Annotated in this window: 13 protein-coding genes and 1 pseudogene; 3 read left to right on the top strand and 11 right to left on the bottom strand. The window is 60.6% G+C overall.

Features of this window, described 5'->3' with window-relative positions; genetic code table 11:
• Positions 1 to 78: 78 nt before the first annotated feature.
• Positions 79 to 1446, bottom strand: coding sequence for a VOC family protein (locus BG841_RS07920; protein WP_070057163.1), 1368 nt, complete (start codon positions 1444 to 1446; stop codon positions 79 to 81).
• 32 nt (positions 1447 to 1478) lie between these two features.
• Entirely contained in the window at positions 1479 to 4589 is a 3111-nt protein-coding gene (locus tag BG841_RS07915; RefSeq protein ID WP_070057162.1) for an FAD-binding and (Fe-S)-binding domain-containing protein, read from the bottom strand.
• A 404-nt stretch (positions 4590 to 4993) separates the two neighbouring features.
• Here BG841_RS07915 and BG841_RS07910 point away from each other — a divergent pair, with 404 nt between their 5' ends.
• Positions 4994 to 5881 (top strand): LysR substrate-binding domain-containing protein, encoded by an 888-nt coding sequence (locus BG841_RS07910; protein WP_070057161.1) that lies wholly within the window; start codon positions 4994 to 4996, stop codon positions 5879 to 5881.
• 85 nt (positions 5882 to 5966) lie between these two features.
• Here BG841_RS07910 and BG841_RS07905 read toward each other — a convergent pair whose 3' ends face one another.
• Positions 5967 to 6809 carry a Bug family tripartite tricarboxylate transporter substrate binding protein gene (locus BG841_RS07905; protein WP_198929172.1) on the bottom strand — a complete coding sequence of 281 codons (843 nt, stop codon included), beginning with the start codon at positions 6807 to 6809 and terminating at the stop codon, positions 5967 to 5969.
• A gap of 430 nt (positions 6810 to 7239) precedes the next feature.
• Between BG841_RS07905 and BG841_RS07900 the strand changes: the two genes are divergently transcribed.
• The gene (locus BG841_RS07900) at positions 7240 to 7983 is read left to right on the top strand and encodes an SDR family NAD(P)-dependent oxidoreductase (RefSeq protein WP_070057160.1); all 744 of its coding nucleotides are present in this window, start codon (positions 7240 to 7242) and stop codon (positions 7981 to 7983) included.
• A gap of 40 nt (positions 7984 to 8023) precedes the next feature.
• Positions 8024 to 9208, top strand: coding sequence for an alpha-hydroxy acid oxidase (locus BG841_RS07895; RefSeq protein WP_070057159.1), 1185 nt, complete (start codon positions 8024 to 8026; stop codon positions 9206 to 9208).
• A gap of 79 nt (positions 9209 to 9287) precedes the next feature.
• Here the strand turns inward: BG841_RS07895 and BG841_RS07890 are convergent, their stop codons facing one another.
• The 8 genes and pseudogenes from BG841_RS07890 to BG841_RS07855 form a co-directional block, all read right to left on the bottom strand.
• Positions 9288 to 10772 (bottom strand): tripartite tricarboxylate transporter permease, encoded by a 1485-nt coding sequence (locus tag BG841_RS07890; RefSeq protein WP_070057158.1) that lies wholly within the window; start codon positions 10770 to 10772, stop codon positions 9288 to 9290.
• A gap of 76 nt (positions 10773 to 10848) precedes the next feature.
• Positions 10849 to 11385, bottom strand: a complete 537-nt coding sequence (locus tag BG841_RS07885; protein ID WP_083260214.1) for a tripartite tricarboxylate transporter TctB family protein — start codon at positions 11383 to 11385, stop codon at positions 10849 to 10851.
• Positions 11386 to 11469: 84 nt separating this feature from the next.
• Positions 11470 to 12462 carry a Bug family tripartite tricarboxylate transporter substrate binding protein gene (locus BG841_RS07880; RefSeq protein WP_070057157.1) on the bottom strand — a complete coding sequence of 331 codons (993 nt, stop codon included), beginning with the start codon at positions 12460 to 12462 and terminating at the stop codon, positions 11470 to 11472.
• 281 nt (positions 12463 to 12743) lie between these two features.
• Positions 12744 to 14858 (bottom strand): 3-hydroxyacyl-CoA dehydrogenase NAD-binding domain-containing protein, encoded by a 2115-nt coding sequence (locus tag BG841_RS07875; RefSeq protein ID WP_070057156.1) that lies wholly within the window; start codon positions 14856 to 14858, stop codon positions 12744 to 12746.
• 83 nt (positions 14859 to 14941) lie between these two features.
• Positions 14942 to 16165, bottom strand: a complete 1224-nt coding sequence (locus BG841_RS07870) for a CaiB/BaiF CoA transferase family protein (RefSeq protein WP_070057155.1) — start codon at positions 16163 to 16165, stop codon at positions 14942 to 14944.
• A 14-nt stretch (positions 16166 to 16179) separates the two neighbouring features.
• Positions 16180 to 17339, bottom strand: a pseudogene (locus BG841_RS07865) (acyl-CoA dehydrogenase family protein).
• 94 nt (positions 17340 to 17433) lie between these two features.
• Complete coding sequence (locus tag BG841_RS07860; protein WP_070057154.1) at positions 17434 to 18768, bottom strand: hypothetical protein; 1335 nt, start codon at positions 18766 to 18768, stop codon at positions 17434 to 17436.
• On the bottom strand, positions 18768 to 19208 hold the full coding sequence (locus BG841_RS07855) for a PaaI family thioesterase (protein ID WP_070057153.1): 441 nt from the start codon (positions 19206 to 19208) through the stop codon (positions 18768 to 18770). The genes BG841_RS07860 and BG841_RS07855 overlap by 1 nt, the downstream gene beginning before the upstream one ends.
• Positions 19209 to 19277 lie beyond the last annotated feature (69 nt).

The following is a 19277-nucleotide window of genomic DNA, read 5'->3' as shown; positions in this document are numbered from 1 at the left end:
GGTGCCAGCCAGGTGGCGGTTTGCCCGGCAACGCGCTTCAGGTAAGCGGTTGCGGGCGCGCGGGGACTCTCCCGACGCTTAATCCGAGGCGTGCAATTTTGCCAGCACCTGGGTTTTGGAGGCGTGTTCCCGCTCCGCGTACAGCGCCAGCTCGTCGGTCACCGGCGCGCCCAGCGCTTGTTCGAAGGCGGTCTGGTTGGCGTTCCCGGCGTAGGCCTCGTTTGCCCCTCCGCCCAGGTTCGACTGGAAGATACCGGCGGCGCTCACCGGCAAAAAGTCTTCGTAGGTAATCGGCTGCGCTTCCACCAGACCCTGTGCGAGCAGCGTGTCGATGTCTTCGGTGGTCACGCCCCTGGCAGCCTGCCCCTGTTCGGTCAGGTGATAGTGGAAGTAAGCCAGTCCCTCACGGCGCATGGTCTCATTGTCATCGGGGAAAGCGGCGAATACTTTTTCCATAACCGCCTGATGCGCTTCGTTATCCAGACCCGCCGTCTGTTTGCGACCTTCGTTCAACAGCTGGTCATAGAGCGCCCGCCCCTTCGGCGTCAGCGCCATGCCACGTTGTTCGATCTCGCCAAACCGGGCGGTGTGGGTGCCCTGGGCATCACCGGCAAAACGAATCGGTTCTTCCAGTGCCTTAAAGCTGGTTTGGCGCAGCAAAATCGGGCTCTGGCGACGGGGCGGACCCTCGATCACCGCTTTGGGGTTCATGCCCATCGCCGGCATACGGCGCTGCGCTTCGTCGATGTCCAGGGTGCGCGGTGTCAGGTGATTAATGTGCGGCCCGCGGAAACACACCACATCCGCAATCAGGCGGTGTTCGTCGTGCAAGGCCTGGTAGGTGTCCAGATCCACGGTGGCATCCTGATGCCAGCGGAAGGTTTCCAGCGCCTCCTGCACAAATTGATCCGCTTCTGCGTCTGTTAACCCGCCCTGGGATTCATGGCGTGCGATCAGCTCGCGAACTTTGGGGGTGAAAATGTCGCGCTGGGCCAGCACCGCTTCGGCCCGCTGTCGCAGCGCGTCACTGTCAATCAGTTCCAACCGCAGCAGGGAGGTAAACACCCGAAACGGGTTACGGGCCAGGGCCGCGTCGGTAATCGGGCGGAACGCCGTTGAATGCACCGGCACGCCCGCCTCGGACAGGTCGTAGTAACCGACCGGGTGCATGCCCATGACCGCGAACAGCCGCCGCAGCATGGCCAGCTCGGCCGCCGTGCCGACCCGGATCGCCCCGTGGCGCTCCACGTTCAGTCGGGCCAGCTCGCCTTGTGCCTGCAGGCGGCGGCGCAGCTCAGGCTGTTGCTCCAGCGTTTCCTGGTTAACCTGCTCGACAAGCTCCAGCAAGGTCCCGTATTGCGGCACCTCGGCCTGATACAGGGCAGACATAGCTTTGGAAAAGCGATCGCGCACATCGTCGGTTGAAAGAAACTGGTTTGGGGTCATGGTACGGCTCTCTATAGCGTATGGATAAAGTGTTACGGGTTGGCAGACTTTGCCTGGCTCAGCAACGCCTGCAACGGATGGCGCAAGCCAAGGTCAGAGTAGCGTTTTACCTGGCTGCGACAGGAGTAACCGGTCGCCAACAGCCGGCCCGCGTTCTCCGGCGCCTCGACGTGCGGCTGCCAGGATTGTGCATAAATGATTTGCGAAGTGGCCCCGTTGCGGGTTTCATGGCCGTAAGTACCTGACATGCCACAACAGCCGGCGGACACCAGTTCGAGTTCCAGGCCAAAGGCAGCGAATACCTGTTGCCACGCTCTCGGGCTGCCGGGCACATTGGTCTTTTCCGTGCAATGGGCGAGCAATTTGAAGCCGGGGGCAGACGCCGCTTGCGGGCCGGGTGCCCGGGTGCTGAGCCGCTCTGCCAGCCACTCTTGCAGCATCCACACCTGCGGCACGGCCTCCGGCCCCAGCGCCTTCACGTATTCCTGGCGGTACGTCAGGGTCATCGCCGGATCTATGCCGACCATCGGGATTCCGAAGCGGGCCAGCAGGCGTAACCGCTCGGCCTGTTTGGCCGCGGTCCGCTCAAACGCCCCGAGGAAGCCCTGGACGTGAAGTGGCTTGCCGTTGGCGGAGAACGGCATCACGAACACCCGCAAACCAAGACGGGACAGCAGTTCCACCACGTCCATGACCAGACTGGCTTCAAAATGGGTCGTAAACGCATCCTGTATCAATATCACGCTGTCTGCGCGCTGCTGCTCGGTGAGGAACGCCAGCGAGGCCGGGGTGGCTGCTGCCACACCCCAGGCGCGCAGCTGCTTGCTCACGCTGGCCCGGGAGAGCGGCGGGGAATCGCTGATGCCCAGGGTGCGCCGCATAAGCTGTTCCACCCACCGCTGGCCCAGGAGCGCATTATAAAGCGGGGCAACCCGGGCCAGGGCCGGCACCATAACCTCGGTGGCGGCCATGACGTAGTCGCGCACCGGGCGCAGGTAGCGGCCGTGGTACACCTCTAAAAACTGCGAACGGAACTGGGGTACGTTGACCTTGATGGGGCACTGGCCCGCACAGGATTTGCACGCCAGACAACCCGCCATGGCGTCATACACCTGATGGGAATAATCGTGCCGCTGTTTTTTGCTGAGGGTGTTGGCCAGCCGTCGCGGCCAGCGTTTAACAAAGCCCCAAAGACCTTCCGTTTGTTGCCTGCGGGATTCTTCCACGACGTCAATCCCCGCCTGGGATTGCAGCCGCAACCATTCACGGATCAAACTGGCGCGGCCTTTGGGTGAATGGCGGCGATCCCGGGTGGCCTTCCAGGACGGGCACATGGGGTCGTCCACATCGTAGTTGTAGCAAGCGCCGTTGCCGTTGCAGTAGACCGCCGCGTCGTAGGCTTGCCAGGCACGCTCATCGATGCTCCGGTCGAGCTGGCCACGGGTGACTACCCCATCCACGGTGAGCAAATCCGGGTCGCTGTCACGGGCGATCAGTCTGTCCGGCTCCGCAGCTGCAGCGTCCTTGGCGGGGGTGGCAATTTTGCCGGGATTAAGCTGGTTGTAGGGGTCAAAAGCCGCCTTGACCCGTTGCAGACTGGGATAAAGTTCACCGAAAAACCGGGGCGCATACTCCGAGCGCACGCCCTTACCGTGTTCACCCCACAACAGGCCGCCGTATTTTTGCGCCAGCGCGGCGACTTCATCCGACACCGCGCGGATCAGCTGTTCCTGCTCGGGGTCTTTCATATCAATGGCGGGGCGCACGTGCAGCACCCCCGCATCGACATGACCGAACATACCGTAGGATAGCCCGCGGGCATCCAGAGCGGCCCGGAATTCCGCAATAAAATCCGCCAGATGCTCCGGTGGCACTGCCGTGTCTTCCACAAACGGAATGGGGCGTTTTTCGCCCTGAACGTTGCCCAGCAGGCCGACCGAGCGCTTGCGCATGCCGTACACCTTCTGAATCTGCGCTCGTCCTTGCGCCAGGGTGTAGCCCAGCCGCTCCACCGAGGCGTCCTGCCCCAGATGCTGGGTAAACGCGTGCACCCGCTCCGCCAGGGCGTCCGGGTCGTTGTCATTGAACTCAATCAGATTTATGCCACGAATCGGTGCCTCGCCGGTCACCGGGAAAAACTCCGCGACGCTGTCCCAGACAAAGTCTTCCATGGCCAGCTGCAGCACTTTGTCGTCGATGGTTTCGATGGACGTTGGCCGGGCGACACTGCCCATCAGCGCTTTGGCATCGCGCAACGCGTCCATGAAACTGGCGTAGCGCACATTCACCAGCGTGGCGTGTGTGGGGATCGGCAGTACGTTCAATACCGCTTCGTTCAGAAAGCCCAGTGAACCCTCCGAGCCGCACAACACGCTGTTGAGGTTGAGCTGGCCGTCCTCATCACGCAGATGCGCCAGGTCGTAACCGGTCAGGCAGCGGTTAAGCGGTGGGAATGTTGCCTCGATCAGCGCCCGTTGCCCATCAATGATCTCGGCGGCGGTGGCGTGCACCTGCCCCAGCAGGCCTTGCTGCTGGCGTGCCGTTTGCTCTTCGTCCGCGGTCAGTGCGCGGCTGTGGAGGTGCTGACCGCCCAGCAAAATGGTGTCCAGTTCGAGCACATGATCACGGGTTTTACCGTATTCACAGCTGCCCTGACCGCTGGCGTCGGTGGAAATCATGCCGCCGATGGTGGCGCGATTCGAGGTCGACAGTTCGGGGGCAAAGAACAACCCATGGGGCTTCAGCGCGGCATTGAGCTGGTCCTTGACCACTCCCGCCTGAACGCGCACCCGGCGCGCCTCTACGTCGATGTCAAGAATCCGGTTCATGTGGCGCGACACATCCACCACAATGCCGGTGGTCAGTGACTGCCCATTGGTGCCGGTGCCGCCGCCGCGGGGGGTCAGGACGATAGCGCGGTGGAGCGGTTCCGCAGCGAGGCGGGCCAGCAGTTCCAGGTCGCCAGCGTGTTTGGGAAACACCGCCGCCTGGGGCAGACGCTGGTAGATCGAGTTGTCGGTGGCCAGTACCGTGCGACTGCCATGGTCCATGGCAATCTCGCCCGCGAATCCGCGTGCCCGCAGGGCCTCAAGAAACGCCGCATACCCCTTCTCCACTGCCACTTCGCTTACCACTTCAATCATGACCGCAGCGCCTCCAACGCCTGCTTTATCAAGATAGGACCTGTTGTCATTGCTTTGACACTGAACTGCGGCCTGATGCGGTATTTAACCGGCTTCCGGGCCATGGCTCAAACGAAAAAAAGTCCCCAACTGATTCCATTATGGAATCCATTGGCCGTTAATGAGGTGTATTCCCTCCTCATGCGAGGATCACCACCATCGTCTACTACTCGCCTATCGTGGCATTGCGCGGATACAATCAGACCTGCCCCATCGGCCTCTGGATGCCTGAAACTCATAATACCGACGGCTGGCACCGGGTGGTGTCAAACCCCAGAGTCTGAAATGATGGGCGCCGGCCGGCCGATCATTCAGGTGGGCGGGTTTTCTTTCACGAACGAGGCGCGCTTCAGGAGTACCCGGTTTTGTCGACACGCAATCTTCCTTCCACCACCGCCATGCAATGCTTTGAAGCGGCAGCGCGTCATATGAGCTTTACGCGGGCGGCCAACGAGCTCAACCTCACCCAAAGCGCGGTCAGCAAACAAATCGCGCAGCTGGAAACCACGTTGCAACACAAACTGTTCCGGCGGGTACGCCGCAGCCTGTTGTTGACCCCGGAAGGCGCGATGTTTTTGAGTGACGTGCGCAAGGTGCTGACACAGATCGAGATGTCGACCCAGGCGATCATGACCTACAGCGGCAACAGTGAGGTGCTCAAAATTGCCACCCTGCCCAGCTTTGGCAGCCGCTGGCTGGCCAAGCGGCTGCCCGCGTTTCTGTCCGCCCACCCCAACATCAGCCTGGAGTTTCACGACCGGGTGACGGATTTCGATCTGGAGCAGCACAGCATCGATATCGCGTTCTTTTATGGCCACGGCAGCTGGCCCAGTCTTGCCTGTCACAAGCTGATCGACGAAGTCATGGTTGCGGTAGCCTCGTCACAACTATTGGCGCAGCAGCCGGTGCACACCGTCGACGATCTGGCCCGCTTACCACTGTTGCATCTGTCGACACGCCCGGATGCCTGGCACCACTGGTTTTCAGACCAGGCCGTGGCCACCGACCGCAGCTACCACGGCACCCGCTTCGAGACCTTTCCGATGCTGGTACGCACGGCCATGGCCGGGGGTGGCGTGGCCCTGGTGCCTCACTTTACCGTCGACGAAGAGCTGGACAGTGGCCAACTGGAACTTGCCTGGCCGTACCGACTGCCCAGCGACAACGCCTATTATCTGGTTTATCCGGAGCATCTGGGGGAACTGGCCAAGGTACGCTGTTTTGTCGAGCACATTACAGCATCCCGGCGGTGATACCGGCGAGCCGGCGCATCGGACCCGCAAACAAAAAAGGCGGGACCGTCTGTATGGACACGCCCCGCCCCGCTGACCGCAATCGTTAGCGTTTCAGGTTGGCTTCTTCGGAAACCTCTGCCCACTTCGCCACTTCGTTCTGAATAAACTGACGGAAGTCATCGCCTACAACCTGACCCGCCTGGGCACCAAACTGAGGTAAAAATGTCTTGAACTCCTCACTCGACATGACGTTATCCAGCGCTGCCTGGAGTTTGGCCATACCCGCTTCCGGGAAAGATTTGTGCGCAATCAGACCGAACCAGGCGTAGGTTTCGAAGTTTTCCAGACCGTAGTCTTTGCCCGCTTGCTGGATGGACGGAACATCCGGCAGAAACTCGGAGGCTTCCGGCGTCGTCACCGCCAGGGCTTTGAGTTTGCCCGCCTGGATGTGGGGGTAAACCGACGGCATGTTGTCGAACGACACATCTACGTCACCGGACAGCAGTGCCGGCAACATTTCACCGGAACCGCGAAACGGCACATGGGCCAGATCGAGTTTGGCGATGTACTTGAACAATTCGCCAGACATGTGGATCGAGGTGCCGATTCCCGACGAACTGAACGTCAAGTCCTCTGTTTGCGCACCTTCGATAAACTCAGCCACGCTGCTATAGGGGCTGCTCGCAGGCACCACCATCACGTTGGGGATATTGATTACATTGCGTACGAAGGCAAAATCCGCCACCGGATCGTAACGCAAGTTCGGGTAGAGGGATGCGCCAATGGTGTGGCCGGGCGAGGCCATCAACAGCGTGTGGTCGGCACCACGACCACCGCGCGCCAGTTGACCGGTGGCGACGGTAGACCCCGCGCCGGGGCGGTTCTCCACGACTATGGAGGTGTCCAGTTCCCGCTGCAACAGATCGGCCACCTTGCGCGACAGCAAATCCGTGGTCCCTCCCGCAGAATAAGGAACGATCAGGCGGATGTTATCCGTGGGCCACTCACTGGCCTGCGTTAACCCGGCAAAGCACAGCGTTGCGGCGGCCAGGGTGGACAGAATTCAGGTCTTCACTGATTTCATCATTGTTATAGTGTTTCCATTGTCTTGTTCGTTTAGCGAACTCATGTTCACATATTGACTGTCAATGCAATCTTACATATAAACCCCTGAGGCGCAAGAACCCCAGTTCTGCCCGGCCCCGCGCTCCCGCTGCGAACCGGGGCATCACTTGCTCTGACAACCAATAATGCCATGCTGGAACCTTGCCGGTGCGCGACCATACGGCCGCAAATGCTGCGTCGCCGGGCTCCTCTGGTGACAACGCTCACACTGGCAATGGACCAGTCGACCCACGTACTCAAAGGATATCTCGATGAGCCCAGATTCAGCTCAGAACACACCTGTACATCAACCCTGTGCGGTCGTCACCGGTGGCGCCAGAAATATCGGTCAGGCCATCGCCCTGCGGCTCCGGCAGGATGGCTACCGCGTGATCGTGGCAGACATCGTGGCGCCGGAGGCGGACGCCCTGAAAGCGGACGCGCACCAAATCGACCTGAGCGACGCCGAGGCCACCCATGAGCTTATGGTCGACATCGCCGGCCGTTATCCGGTGTCCCGTCTGGTCAATAATGTGGGGGTTGTTGCGCCGGCTTCCCTGGAAGAGACCAGGCTGGCGGATTTCGATCACCTCATGCATCTGAACGTGCGTTCAGCCCTGGTCTGCACCCAGGCTTTGTTGCCGGGTATGAAGGCTCTGGGCATGGGCCGCATCGTACTGAATACAAGCCGCGTGGTATTGGGCAAAGAGGAGCGCACCATTTACAGTGCCACCAAAGGCGCCCTGCAATCCATGGCCAGAACCTGGGCGTTAGAGCTTGCGGAGCATGGCATTACCGTCAACTGTGTGGCGCCCGGCCCTATAGCTACCAGCGCATTCTGGCAGAACAACCCCCGTGATTCCGAGCGTGCCCGGCGCATCATTGACAACATTCCGGTCCGGCGTATGGGACAGCCAGACGATGTGGCGCAAGCCGTCAGCTTCTATTGTGACGACCGCAGCGGCTTCGTCACCGGCCAGACCCTGTTTGTCTGTGGCGGGGTCACGGTCGGCTGACCCGACACCCAGGATCCACAGGGACCATAAGGATAAATAGATGAACTATCAGCACAGGCGTTTGGCCTCAATTCTGAATTTGCATGATTTCGAAAAGGCCGCCCAAAAGACGCTGCCACGGCCGCTGTTCGGTTATGTCGCCAATGCCGCCGAAGATGGCAAGACCCTGCACGCCAACCGGCACGCCTTCGATGATTATTGTTTTTTCCCCAGGGCGCTCGTCGATGTCTCCCGAGTGTCACTGCAAACCGAGCTGTTCGGCACGCGCTACGACGCACCCTTTGGTATCGCACCGATGGGAATCAGTGCCCTGTCCGCCTACCGCGGGGATCAGGTGCTGGCCCGGGCGGCGGCCAAAGCCGGGATTCCGATGATCATGAGTGGCTCCTCGCTGATTCCGCTGGAGGAACTGCGCGGCCCGGAGGGCACGGACTGGTTCCAGGCTTACCTGCCCGGCGATGACGCGGGCATCGAAGCCTTGCTCGCCCGGGTGGCAAACGCGGGCTTCAAAAATCTGGTCATCACCGTTGATTTCCCGGTTCCACCCAACAGTGAAAACAATGTACGCGCCGGGTTCACCTCACCCTTGCGGCCCAGTCCGCGCCTGTTTCTGGATGGACTGCTGCGGCCCCGATGGCTGTTCGGCACCTTCCTCAGAACCCTGGTCCACTCCGGTGTGCCACATTTTGAAAACAACTACGCAACACGGGGCATCCCGATTATTTCGAAACACGTGAATCGGGATTTCTCGGGCCGAAGCCATCTGAACTGGGAGTCTCTCGCTCTGGTTCGCCGGCTCTGGCCCGGCAATCTGATCGTCAAGGGCATTCTGCACCCGGAGGATGCGGTCAAGGCAGAGACCTACGGGGCGGATGGCATCATCGTCTCCAACCATGGCGGTCGCCAGCTCGACGGTGCCATCGCTCCGCTAAATGTTCTGCCGGCCATCGTGAGCGCGGTGAACCTGCCGGTCATGATTGACAGCGGGTTCCGCCGGGGCAGTGATGTGCTCAAGGCACTTGGCTTGGGCGCCAAATTTGTGTTTGTGGGCCGGCCCTTCAATTACGCCGCCGCTTATGCCGGCGAGGCGGGAGTCCGCCATGCGGCGGACCTGCTGTCTGCAGAAATTGAGCGGAACATGGCCTTGCTGGGGATCACCCGGGTGACACAAATGAACCGGGAACGCATGTGCATGAAAGACGGTCGGCCACTGGCGGCTGATTGACACTGCCGCAACGCAAAAAACCCCCAGCACAGCTGGGGGTTTTTGTTTGTGACCGGGATACGGACTCACATCAGATCCGTCAGGCCAGGGCCTCCTCTTTGCGGGTGACCCAATAGCGTCGAATCGCAAACGCCAGCGACGCCACGGTGAGCAACACAAACACCCAGGTGATCGGTCCGCGGAAGAAGATCGACAGGTCGCCCTTACTGATCAGCATGGTCCGTCTCAGATTGTCTTCAAACATGGGCCCGAGAATAAAGCCGATCAGGAAGGGTGCTGCGGCCATTCCCGTGCGGTTGAACACGAACCCGAGCACACCGAACGCCAGCATCAGGCCGATATCAAAGGTGCTGTTGTTGACCGCATAAGCCCCGTAGATACAGAACATGAGCACGATGGGCAGCAGGATGGTTTTGGGAATGTCCGCAATGATGGAAAAGTACCGAATGGCCGCGTTGCCCACGAACACCAGCACGAACGAGCTGATCATGATGCCGCAAAACAGTGCGTACACCAGGGTCAGGTTTTCCTGGAACAACACCGGACCCGGTGTCAGACCGTGGATCATGAACGCCCCCAGAATAATGGCGGTGATCACGTCACCGGGGATACCCAGGGACAACAGTGGAATCAGCGTGGCGCCCGCCACCCCGTTATTGCCCGCTTCGGCTGCAGCTACCCCTTCAGGCTCACCCTTGCCGAAGTTGTCTTTCCGGGGTGAGGTCCGCTTGGCCTCGCTGTAGGAAATGAACGCTGCAGTCGTTGCGCCGGTGCCGGGAATCGCCCCGATGATTACACCGATGAAACTGCCACGGACCACCGTTTTCAGCATGCCTTTGAACTCTTTCCAGCTCAGTGAGGCGCCCGCCACCGCAGTGCGCACATGGGGCGCCACTCGGGTCATATAAAAATCAATGATCTCGGGAATGGCAAACAGCCCGATCAGCAGCGGTATGAAAGAGATGCGGTCCATCAGGTTGTAGTTGTCGAAAGTCAGGCGCTGGGTCCCGTAGACTGCGTCCAGGCCGACGGTGGACAGAATGATCCCCAGACTCGCCGCAATCAGCCCCTTGATCACAGAGCTTCCCGACACCGAGACGATGATGGTCAACGAGAAACAGATGAGCCAGAAGTATTCGGGAGGGCCAAAATTGAGGGCAATTTTGGCCAGATAGGAGGCAAAAAAGATCAGCGCAAGGTTGGAAATCATGTCCGCCACCACGGAGGAGTAGAGGGCGGTCTTCAACGCTTTCTTGGCATTGCCCTGCTGCGCCATGGGATAACCGTCCAGCAAGGTGCAGGCGGATGCCGGCGACCCCGGGGTGCGGATCAGAATGGCGGTGATCGAGCCGCCGTACATACCCCCCTTGTAGATGCCCACCAGTAACAGAATGGCGGTCACCGGTTCCATGGAAAAGGTAAAGGGCAACGCCAGCGCTACCGCCATGGTGGCCGTCAGCCCCGGGATGGCGCCCACTACGACGCCGACCAACACTCCCGCCGCGATGGCAAGGAAATTATCGACACTCAGGAAAAGTGCCATAACCTCTGAAAAGTTTTCCATTTTGAGTATCCCTAAAACGTATAGTCTGACATCGGACGGACACCTTGCATCTGCTCACGCCCTATCCAGCAGGGGTTCAGATCAACGACAGCGACTCCCACAGCGTACCCGCCGGCAGCGGCACATTGAGCACGTGTATAAACAACAGGGTCACAACCACGGGGAAGACAATCACCAACGCATACACCCAGACACTGCGTAACCCGCTGGCCAGGAACAGCAGGGCCGTCGCCAGCACACCGCTGCCTATGGCACCCAGCTGTTCAAAAAACACCGCATAGAGAATACCGGCGACCAGCATCAGTACCTGGCGTAACACCGGAACCCCGCGCCGGTATTCATCAGCGGCTTCCCGCTTGGGTGGCTTGAGCAGACCATCAATCATCAGCAGCAGCGACAACACCAACACCATCCAGCCCGCCAGCTGCGGCAGAAATTGCGGCGACAGCAAGGGGTGCTGCATGTGGTAAGGCAGCTCGATGTGGGTGGGCACTACGTAATACAGGAAACACAGCGCCAGAATGGAAAAAACGCCCCCCAGAATCGAGTTCGGGTTCCATCTGCCGCACTGGGATTCACTGCTCTCAACGAATATTTGCTCGGAATTTTCCATGATTAGGCCCTGTTTGCCGATCGTTCTCAAAGAAAAAAGGCGGGGCACCTTGATGGATAAGCCCCGCCCCGAATGCTGCGTCTGTTACCGCTTCAGATTGGCATCTTCCGCTACCGCAGACCATTTTTGCAATTCACTTTCAATGAACTGGCGGAATTCGTCGCCGCTCACCCGGCCAGCCTCGGCACCAAACTGTGGCAGGAAGTTTTTGAATTCTTCACTGGCCATCACTTTATCCAGGGCCGCCTGCAGCTTGTCGATGCCCTCTTCCGGGAAAGACTTGTGCGCAATCAGGCCAAACCAGGCCGAGGTTTCGAAGTCTTCCAGACCGTAGCCCTTACCCGCCTCCCGGATGGTCGGTACGCCCGGCAAAAACTCGGAGGCTTCCGCCGTGGTGACCGCCAGTGCTTTCAGCTTGCCCGACTTGATGTGTGGGTAGACCGTGGGCATATTCTCGAACGACACATCCACGTCACCCGATAACAAGGCCGGCAGCGCCTCACCGGACCCCCGGAAAGGTACGTGCACCATGTTGGTTTTGGTCATGCTTTTGAACAGCTCACCCGACATGTGGATGGAACTGCCAATACCCGACGAACTGAAGGACAGTTCCTTTTCGCGGGCGCCTTCGATGAATTCAGCCACGGTGTTGTAAGGGCTGACCACCGGAACCACCATCACATTGGGGATGTTGATCACGTTGCGTACGAAAGTAAAGTCCTCCACCGGGTCGTACCGCAAATTCGGATAAATAGAGGCACCAATGGTGTGGCCGGGCGAAGCCATCAACAGCATGTGGTCAGAGCCGCGTCCACCACGAGCCAGTTGGCCGGTGGCCACGGTAGAACCGGCGCCCGGGCGGTTCTCTACCACCACAGTGGTGAGCTCTTTTTGCAACAGGTCCGCAACCTTGCGGGTTAACAGATCCGTTGTGCCACCGGCTGAGTAGGGCACCACCAAACGAATGTTGTCGGTTGGCCACTCATCCGCCTGAGCCAGCCCTCCACAGGTCAGCGAGGCAGCAGCCAGGGTCCACATAATCTTACTTTTTACACGGCTTTTCATTAACTTGATCATTTTTGTGCGTGTCCTACTCAGTGACAATCATGTTCGCGTATCGAACTTGTGTTCGCTCATTACTCTGTGCGTAATTTCACATATTCAATGAACAGGTGCAAGGTGTTTTTGTTCAGCCACGGGACCACAGCGGTGACCGACTGATTGCAAAGGATGGTATTGAGGATCAGCAGCAGTCCCGGAAACGGAGCCGGGTTCAGAGAAGCAAGAGAGGCAAGCAGGGTGTCCGGCCCCGGGCAAGCACCCGGAACCGGAATTCGAGGGCTACAACAGCCTCCGGATTACTGCCCGGCGGCCCGCGTGCGGCTGGCCAGCCAGTCATCCAGCGTCTGGTCAGCCTCGACCAGTTCCACCAACAGCGGTGCAGGCTGCCAATGGGCTTCCCCGGTGCTGGCGTGAAGACCCTCGATGCGCTCCCGCACCGCCCGCAGGCCGCGCCGGCCGGCGTAGAACATGGGGCCGCCCCGGTACGCCGGGAACCCGTAACCGTGCACATACACGGCGTCGATATCACTCGGACGCTGGGCGATGCCTTCTTCAAGGATACGGAAACCCTCATTGATCAGGGCCATCAAATGGCGATCCAGAATTTCCTCATCGCTCAGCTCACGGCGGGTTACCCCGTGTTTCTCCGCTTGTGCCTCAATCACTGCCAGAACCTCCGGGTCGGCAGTGCGGGCCCGGGTTTGCGGATCATAACGGTAATAGCCGGCTCCGGTTTTTTGCCCCAGCCGGCCCATTTCCACCAGCGCATCGGCGATTGCATAGCTGCGCGGGTCGCCCTTTTGCTCCCGGGTCAATGCCTGGCGGGCCTTGTAGCTGATATCCAGCCCGGACAGGTCGCCCACCGCCAACGGCCCCATGGCCATACCAAAGCGGGTCAGCACCCCGTCGATCTGCGCCGGCTCGGCGCCTTCAATCAGGCACAACTGGGCTTCGCGCACGTACTGTCGCAACATCCTGTTACCAATGAAGCCAAAGCACACCCCGGCCAGCACCGGCACCTTACCAATCCGGCGACCCAGTGCCATGGCCGTGGCGATGACCGCATCGGCCGTGTGCGCGGCACGCACCACCTCCAGCAAACGCATGACGTTGGCCGGACTGAAGAAGTGCAGACCCACCACGTCCTCGGGCCGGGTGGTGGCTGCGGCAATTTCGTTTATGTCCAGATAGGAGGTGTTGGTCGCCAGAATCGCGCCGGGTTTACAGACCTCATCAAGACGCGCAAACACCTGCTTCTTGACGTCCATGTTTTCAAACACCGCCTCGATCACCAGCTCGACCTTGGCCAGCGCCTGGTAATCCGTGGTGCCGGCAATCAGCGCCTGCCGTTCGCTCGCCTCGTCCGGGGTCAGTTTGCCCTTGCTGACGGTGATCCCGTAATTCTTGTCAATCAGCGCCAGACCAGCGTCCAGGCCTTCCTGGTCACGCTCCAGCAGGGTGACCGGTATGCCCGCGTTGGCGAACGCCATGGCGATGCCGCCGCCCATGGTGCCGGCACCCACCACCGCCACCCGCTCAATGTTGCGCGGCGCGACCGCTTGGTCCAACCCCGGCACTTTCGGCGCCTGACGCTCGGCAAAGAACATGTGCCGCAACGCTGCGGACTGTTCAGACTGGGTGCGCTCGACGAACCGGGCGCGCTCATACGCCAGACCTTCATCGAACGGCGTGGTCATCGCCACCTCGACACAATCGACGATGATCTGCGGCGCCTCCTGGCCCCGGCGCCGTTTGTGCAAGCGGTCGCGATACGCCGCAATGGTGTCCGGGTCACAGCTGTCGGCCGCGATGCTCATGTCGCGGATCCGCCTTGGTCCGGCGCCCGCGGCCACCAGCTCCCGGGCGTAGGCCAGCGCGCCGGCCTCAAGGGTGTCGTCCAGCAGACGATCGATCAGCCCCAGTGCCAACGCTTGTTCCGCCCCAATCCTGTGGCCGCCGGTGATCATGTCCAAAGCGGCCGGCACGCCGATTAACCGGGGTACCCGCTGGGTGCCGCCCGCCCCGGGGATCAGCCCCAGAGTCACTTCCGGCAACCCGACTTTGGCGCTGGCTGTGGCACACCGGTAATGGCAGCTCAACGCCAGTTCCAAACCACCGCCCAGAGCCGTGCCATGGAGCGCGGCAATCACCGGTTTGGCAGACGCTTCCAGCGCCGCATTGACCTCGGGCAAGGAAGGCGCCTGCATGGGCTTGCCGAATTCGGTGATATCCGCACCCGCGATAAAGGTACGGCCCTCACACAGGATAACAATGGCTTTGGAGTCGTCGGCCTGAGCGGCAGTGATCGCTTGCTGCACGCCCTGGCGCACGCCGTGGGACAGAGCGTTAACCGGCGGGTTGTTAATCGTGATCACACCCAGCTCGTCGACTCGATGATAAGAAACCAACATAAAGGTGACTCTCCTGTCAGATGAAACGCCCCGGGCCGCCTCATGGCTGGCGGGCCGGGGGCCTAGAGAAATGTGCGAACCGATTACAGCACGCCACGGGCGCGCAGGGCGGCGATCTCTTCCGGGGATTTGGCCAGCAAGCGCTGCAGCACAGCGTCCGTATCTTCGCCCAGCAGAGGCGGAGCCTTGCGATAGACCTGCCGGGTCTTGGAGAATTTGATCGGATTGGCGATGCCCGGCACCTTGCCCACTTGCGGGTGCTCCAGTTCGACCTTCATGTGACGGGCTTGCACCTGCGGATCCTCAAACACCTCCGCAATGTTCTGAATAGGGCCGCAGGGCACATGCACCCCGATCAGGCGATCCATCCATTCCCGGCTGGTGCGGGTGCGCGTGATCTCACACAGTTTGCCCACCAGCTCCGGCCGGTGCTGAACCCGTTGTGGATTGGTGGCAAAGCGAGCATCTTCCGCCAGTTCAGGGCACCCCAGCGCGTCGCACAGGCGTTGGAACTGACCGTCGTTGCCCACCGCGATGATGACCTGGCCATCCTGGGTCGGGAACGGCTGATAGGGGGCCAGGTTCGGGTGGTACTCCCCGGTGCGCCCCGGCACCTCGCCACTGCAGAAATAGTTCAGTGCCTGATTCGCCAGCCAGCTGACCTGCACGTCCAGCAGGGCCATGTCGATGTGCTGGCCCTCCCCTGTTTTGGAGCGATGGTGAATGGCCGCAAGAATGGCCACTACGGCGTTCATGCCGGTGGTCAGGTCCGCTACCGCCATGCCGACCCGTTGCGGGCCTGCACCGGGCTGCCCGTCGGCGACCCCGGTAATGCTCATCAACCCGGACTGCGCCTGAATCAGATAGTCGTAGCCGGCGTCATTGGCCATGGGGCCGGTTTGTCCGAATCCGGTGATGGAGCAATACACCAGCCCCGGGTTGATACTGGCCAGATCCGCATAGCCCAGTCCTTTTTTTGCTAACCCCCCGGTTTTGAAGTTTTCCACCAGCACGTCGCACTCGGCCGCCAGCTCCTTGATCAGTGCCTGTCCATCCGGGCTGCCAAGGTCCACGGTCACCGAGTGTTTGCCCCGGTTGGCGGACAGATAATACGCAGACTGTTTGGTGGCCTTGCCCTGCGCATCCTTCAGCCAGGGTGGCCCCCAATGACGGGTGTCATCCCCCACACCCGGACGTTCAATTTTGATAACCTCGGCGCCCAAATCCGCGAGAATCTGGGTGCACCAGGGCCCCGCCATAACGCGGGACAGATCAAGCACACGAATACCTGATAAAGGGCCTGACATAGCTAACTCCCGGCTTAGACTGCGTCCTGACTGTTACGAATCATCTGTTTGGCGATCACCAGTTGCTGAATCTGCGAGGTGCCCTCGTACAGCCGGAACAAGCGCACATCCCGGTAGAAACGCTCCACACAGTATTCACTGATGTAGCCGGCGCCGCCGTGAATCTGTACCGCGCGGTCGGCCACCCGGCCCACCATTTCGGTACAGTACAGTTTGCAGCTGGCCGCGTTCATGGCCACGGCGGTGCCCGCGTCGTAAGAGCGGGCGGTTTCTTCCACCATGCACTTACCGGCGTAATACTCGGTCTGGCTGTCGGCCAGCATGGCCTGCACCAGCTGGAAGTTGGCGATTTCAGTGCCAAACTGCTTGCGCTGGGTGGCGTAACCAAGGCTTTCATCAATCAGGCGTTTGGCCGTGCCCACACTCAGGGCACTGATGTGCAAACGCCCGCGATCCAGTACCTTCATCGCGGTTTTGAATCCCTGACCCTCTTTGCCGCCAATCAGGGCATCCGCCGGCACCCGGACGTTGTCGAAGATAACGTCACAGGTGTGCGCCCCCTTCTGCCCCATCTTCTTGTCCGGCTGTCCCAAGGAAATACCCGGCAGATCCGCGTCCACCAGGAACGCCGACACCCCCGTCCGCCTTCTTCGCGGGTGCCGGTTCTGGCCATCACGGTGAACACGCCGGCGCGGGGTGCGTTGGTGATAAAGCGCTTGGTGCCATTCAGGATGTACCCATCGCCATCCCGTCGGGCGCTGGTCATCACCGAACCCGCATCCGAGCCGGCGTCAGCTTCGGTGAGCGCAAACGACCCCACCAGTTCGCCGCTGGCCAGCTTGGGCAAATAATGGGCTTTCTGCTCGGGGGTACCGTCAATCACGATGCCCTGGGAGCCGATGCCAACGTTGGTACCGAACATGGAACGAAACGCCGGCGAGGTGTAACCCATCTCCTGGATGATGGCCACTTCTTCGGCCATGCTCAGACCCAGACCACCAAACTCCTCCGGGATGGACAGTCCGAACAGCCCCATCTCCTTCATTTCGTCAATCACTTCTTCCGGGATCAGATCGTCTTCCGCAACCTGCATTTCCAACGGAATGAGGCGTTCGCGCACATAGCGGCGAACACTGTCGACAAACTGGTTCAGGGTTTCTTGATCAAGCGCCATCACGGCCTCCATACATTGCAAGTTGACGAATTCTGCCCAATCAGCAGGACAGCAAACTAGTGAGCCTCTGGATTTCAGAAGCGAGGTCTAAAGTTCAGGACGAGACAAGCACGATGGTTGCGCTGAAACAGCCGCTGAGCCCCAGAAAAAACAGTGAAAAGGACAGGTTCCAGCCATAGGTAGCCATCCGGGTTTTATAGCCGGTAAACCGTTCCAACAGCATAACGTTGGCGGTATAGGGTGTACCCGCGGTACTCACCCCCCAACCGGTTACCATGGCGACACCCAGTCCCAATAGCGCCGGTTCCGGCCAGAGCGGCCCCAAAACACCGCCGATCACGGATGCCGAAACGATGGGGTTGGCGCCCATCGCCCCGGCGGCAAAGAACAGCCAGGGAATACAGAACACGGTCACCGGGTACGCCCAGTCCGGCAAGGCGAAATGACTGCCCAGCGAACTCAGTGCCATGACCGCCAGGGCACCACCCAGAAAGGACGCGCCCCCCATGATGGCAAGTTCATTCGCCACATTCGCCATGGACGGCAGATTGGCGACCCCGGTCACCAAGCGCCTCACCGCGAGCAGCAGGGTGACTGCGGTAAGGCAGCTCAGCGTCACCGCCTGCGAATACTTGAGGTTTACCCAAGTATTGAGGGCAAAGGCCTGCAGCGCAATCAACAGCGCCAGGCCAATAAATCTCAGCCAGGGCCACAGGGCCCGTTCATCACTGCTGGCGGTGACCTGCGCCTGTGCCGGCACAGCCATTTCCTGCTCCCGGAACAAAGCCCCGACCAACAGGTAGGTCAATGCAAATGGCACGCTCCAGACCAGCAGTGTCCAACTGGCCAGCCCTGGCAACAGGGTGATCGTCATGACCACCGCGATCGACAAGGGCGACGCCATGGGCGAACCACCAAACCCGCGGAGCACGGCCCGGGCCGCGTTGCGCGTGGAGGCGCCATCACCGGCACTCTGCACCTGCTGACCAATCATCGGCGCGGTCAGCCCCACGGCCCCGAAATTCAGTGGAAAGGACAGCATCCAGGTGCCCAGACTCAAGCCCAGATAACGACTGGCAGAGCGCCCATTGAACAAACTCCGCGAAATCACACCTAAATCCTCGGAGGTGCTGAGCACCGCCGACAGCAGCATCACCGCCAGTACCAAGCCGACAATACCGGCCATACTCTGGCTGGCGCTGGCAAGCACACCGGGGTCTGCCAACAGGGAAAACAGGCTGACGGCGAAGACCAGCACGGCGATTCCCCGGGCGACGGGACGCAGTTGCCGCCACCCCAGCAAAATCGCCACGCCCGCGATCACCACCACCGCAGACGCGCTCCCCGGTAAAAAGGTCGCCAGGCTCGCACCCAGGGCCAGATAGGCCAGACTCGACCGGAAGCGGAACATTGCCGTCGCTGTTGCCATCACTGCGACGCCGGCACGCCCTCTTCGTTGTCGCCCCCCAGGATGTAACGAAAGGAACCCTGCGCGGTCGCCACGAGCGTGTCGCCACAATGGACCTGAGCGTCGGTAAAAAAGATTTTGCGCCCCCGGCTCAATTGCCGGGCCACCACGCGCAACACCCCGTCCTGAACCGGACTCATGAATTGCGTAGCCAGCGAGACAGTGCCGCAGCGGCGAATGTTGCCGGGTACCGGGCAAAAGGTCCCGCACAGCCCGGACGCGCTATCCAGCAGGGAAGTCAGAACCCCGCCGTGCACGAAACCGTTGCGGTTGAGATGGTGCGCAAGCACCGGCGCATCGATGACCACACGTCCGGGGCTCCACTCCGTCACGGTGAAACCGAGGAGTTCCCGAAACCCACTCAATCCCTCATTTTCGGCATGTAAGTTGGTGTTGGTCATACGGTCGTCTCGTTGCGATGTTGATAGACGGTGATCAGAATACCACCAGGCTCAAAATACCTCTATTAT

The sequence above is a fragment of the Marinobacter sp. X15-166B genome, from assembly GCF_001752365.1.
In the GTDB taxonomy this organism is placed as follows: domain Bacteria; phylum Pseudomonadota; class Gammaproteobacteria; order Pseudomonadales; family Oleiphilaceae; genus Marinobacter.
The sequence above is the reverse complement of the archived record's forward strand: the minus strand, read 5'-3'. Positions and strand labels throughout refer to the sequence as shown.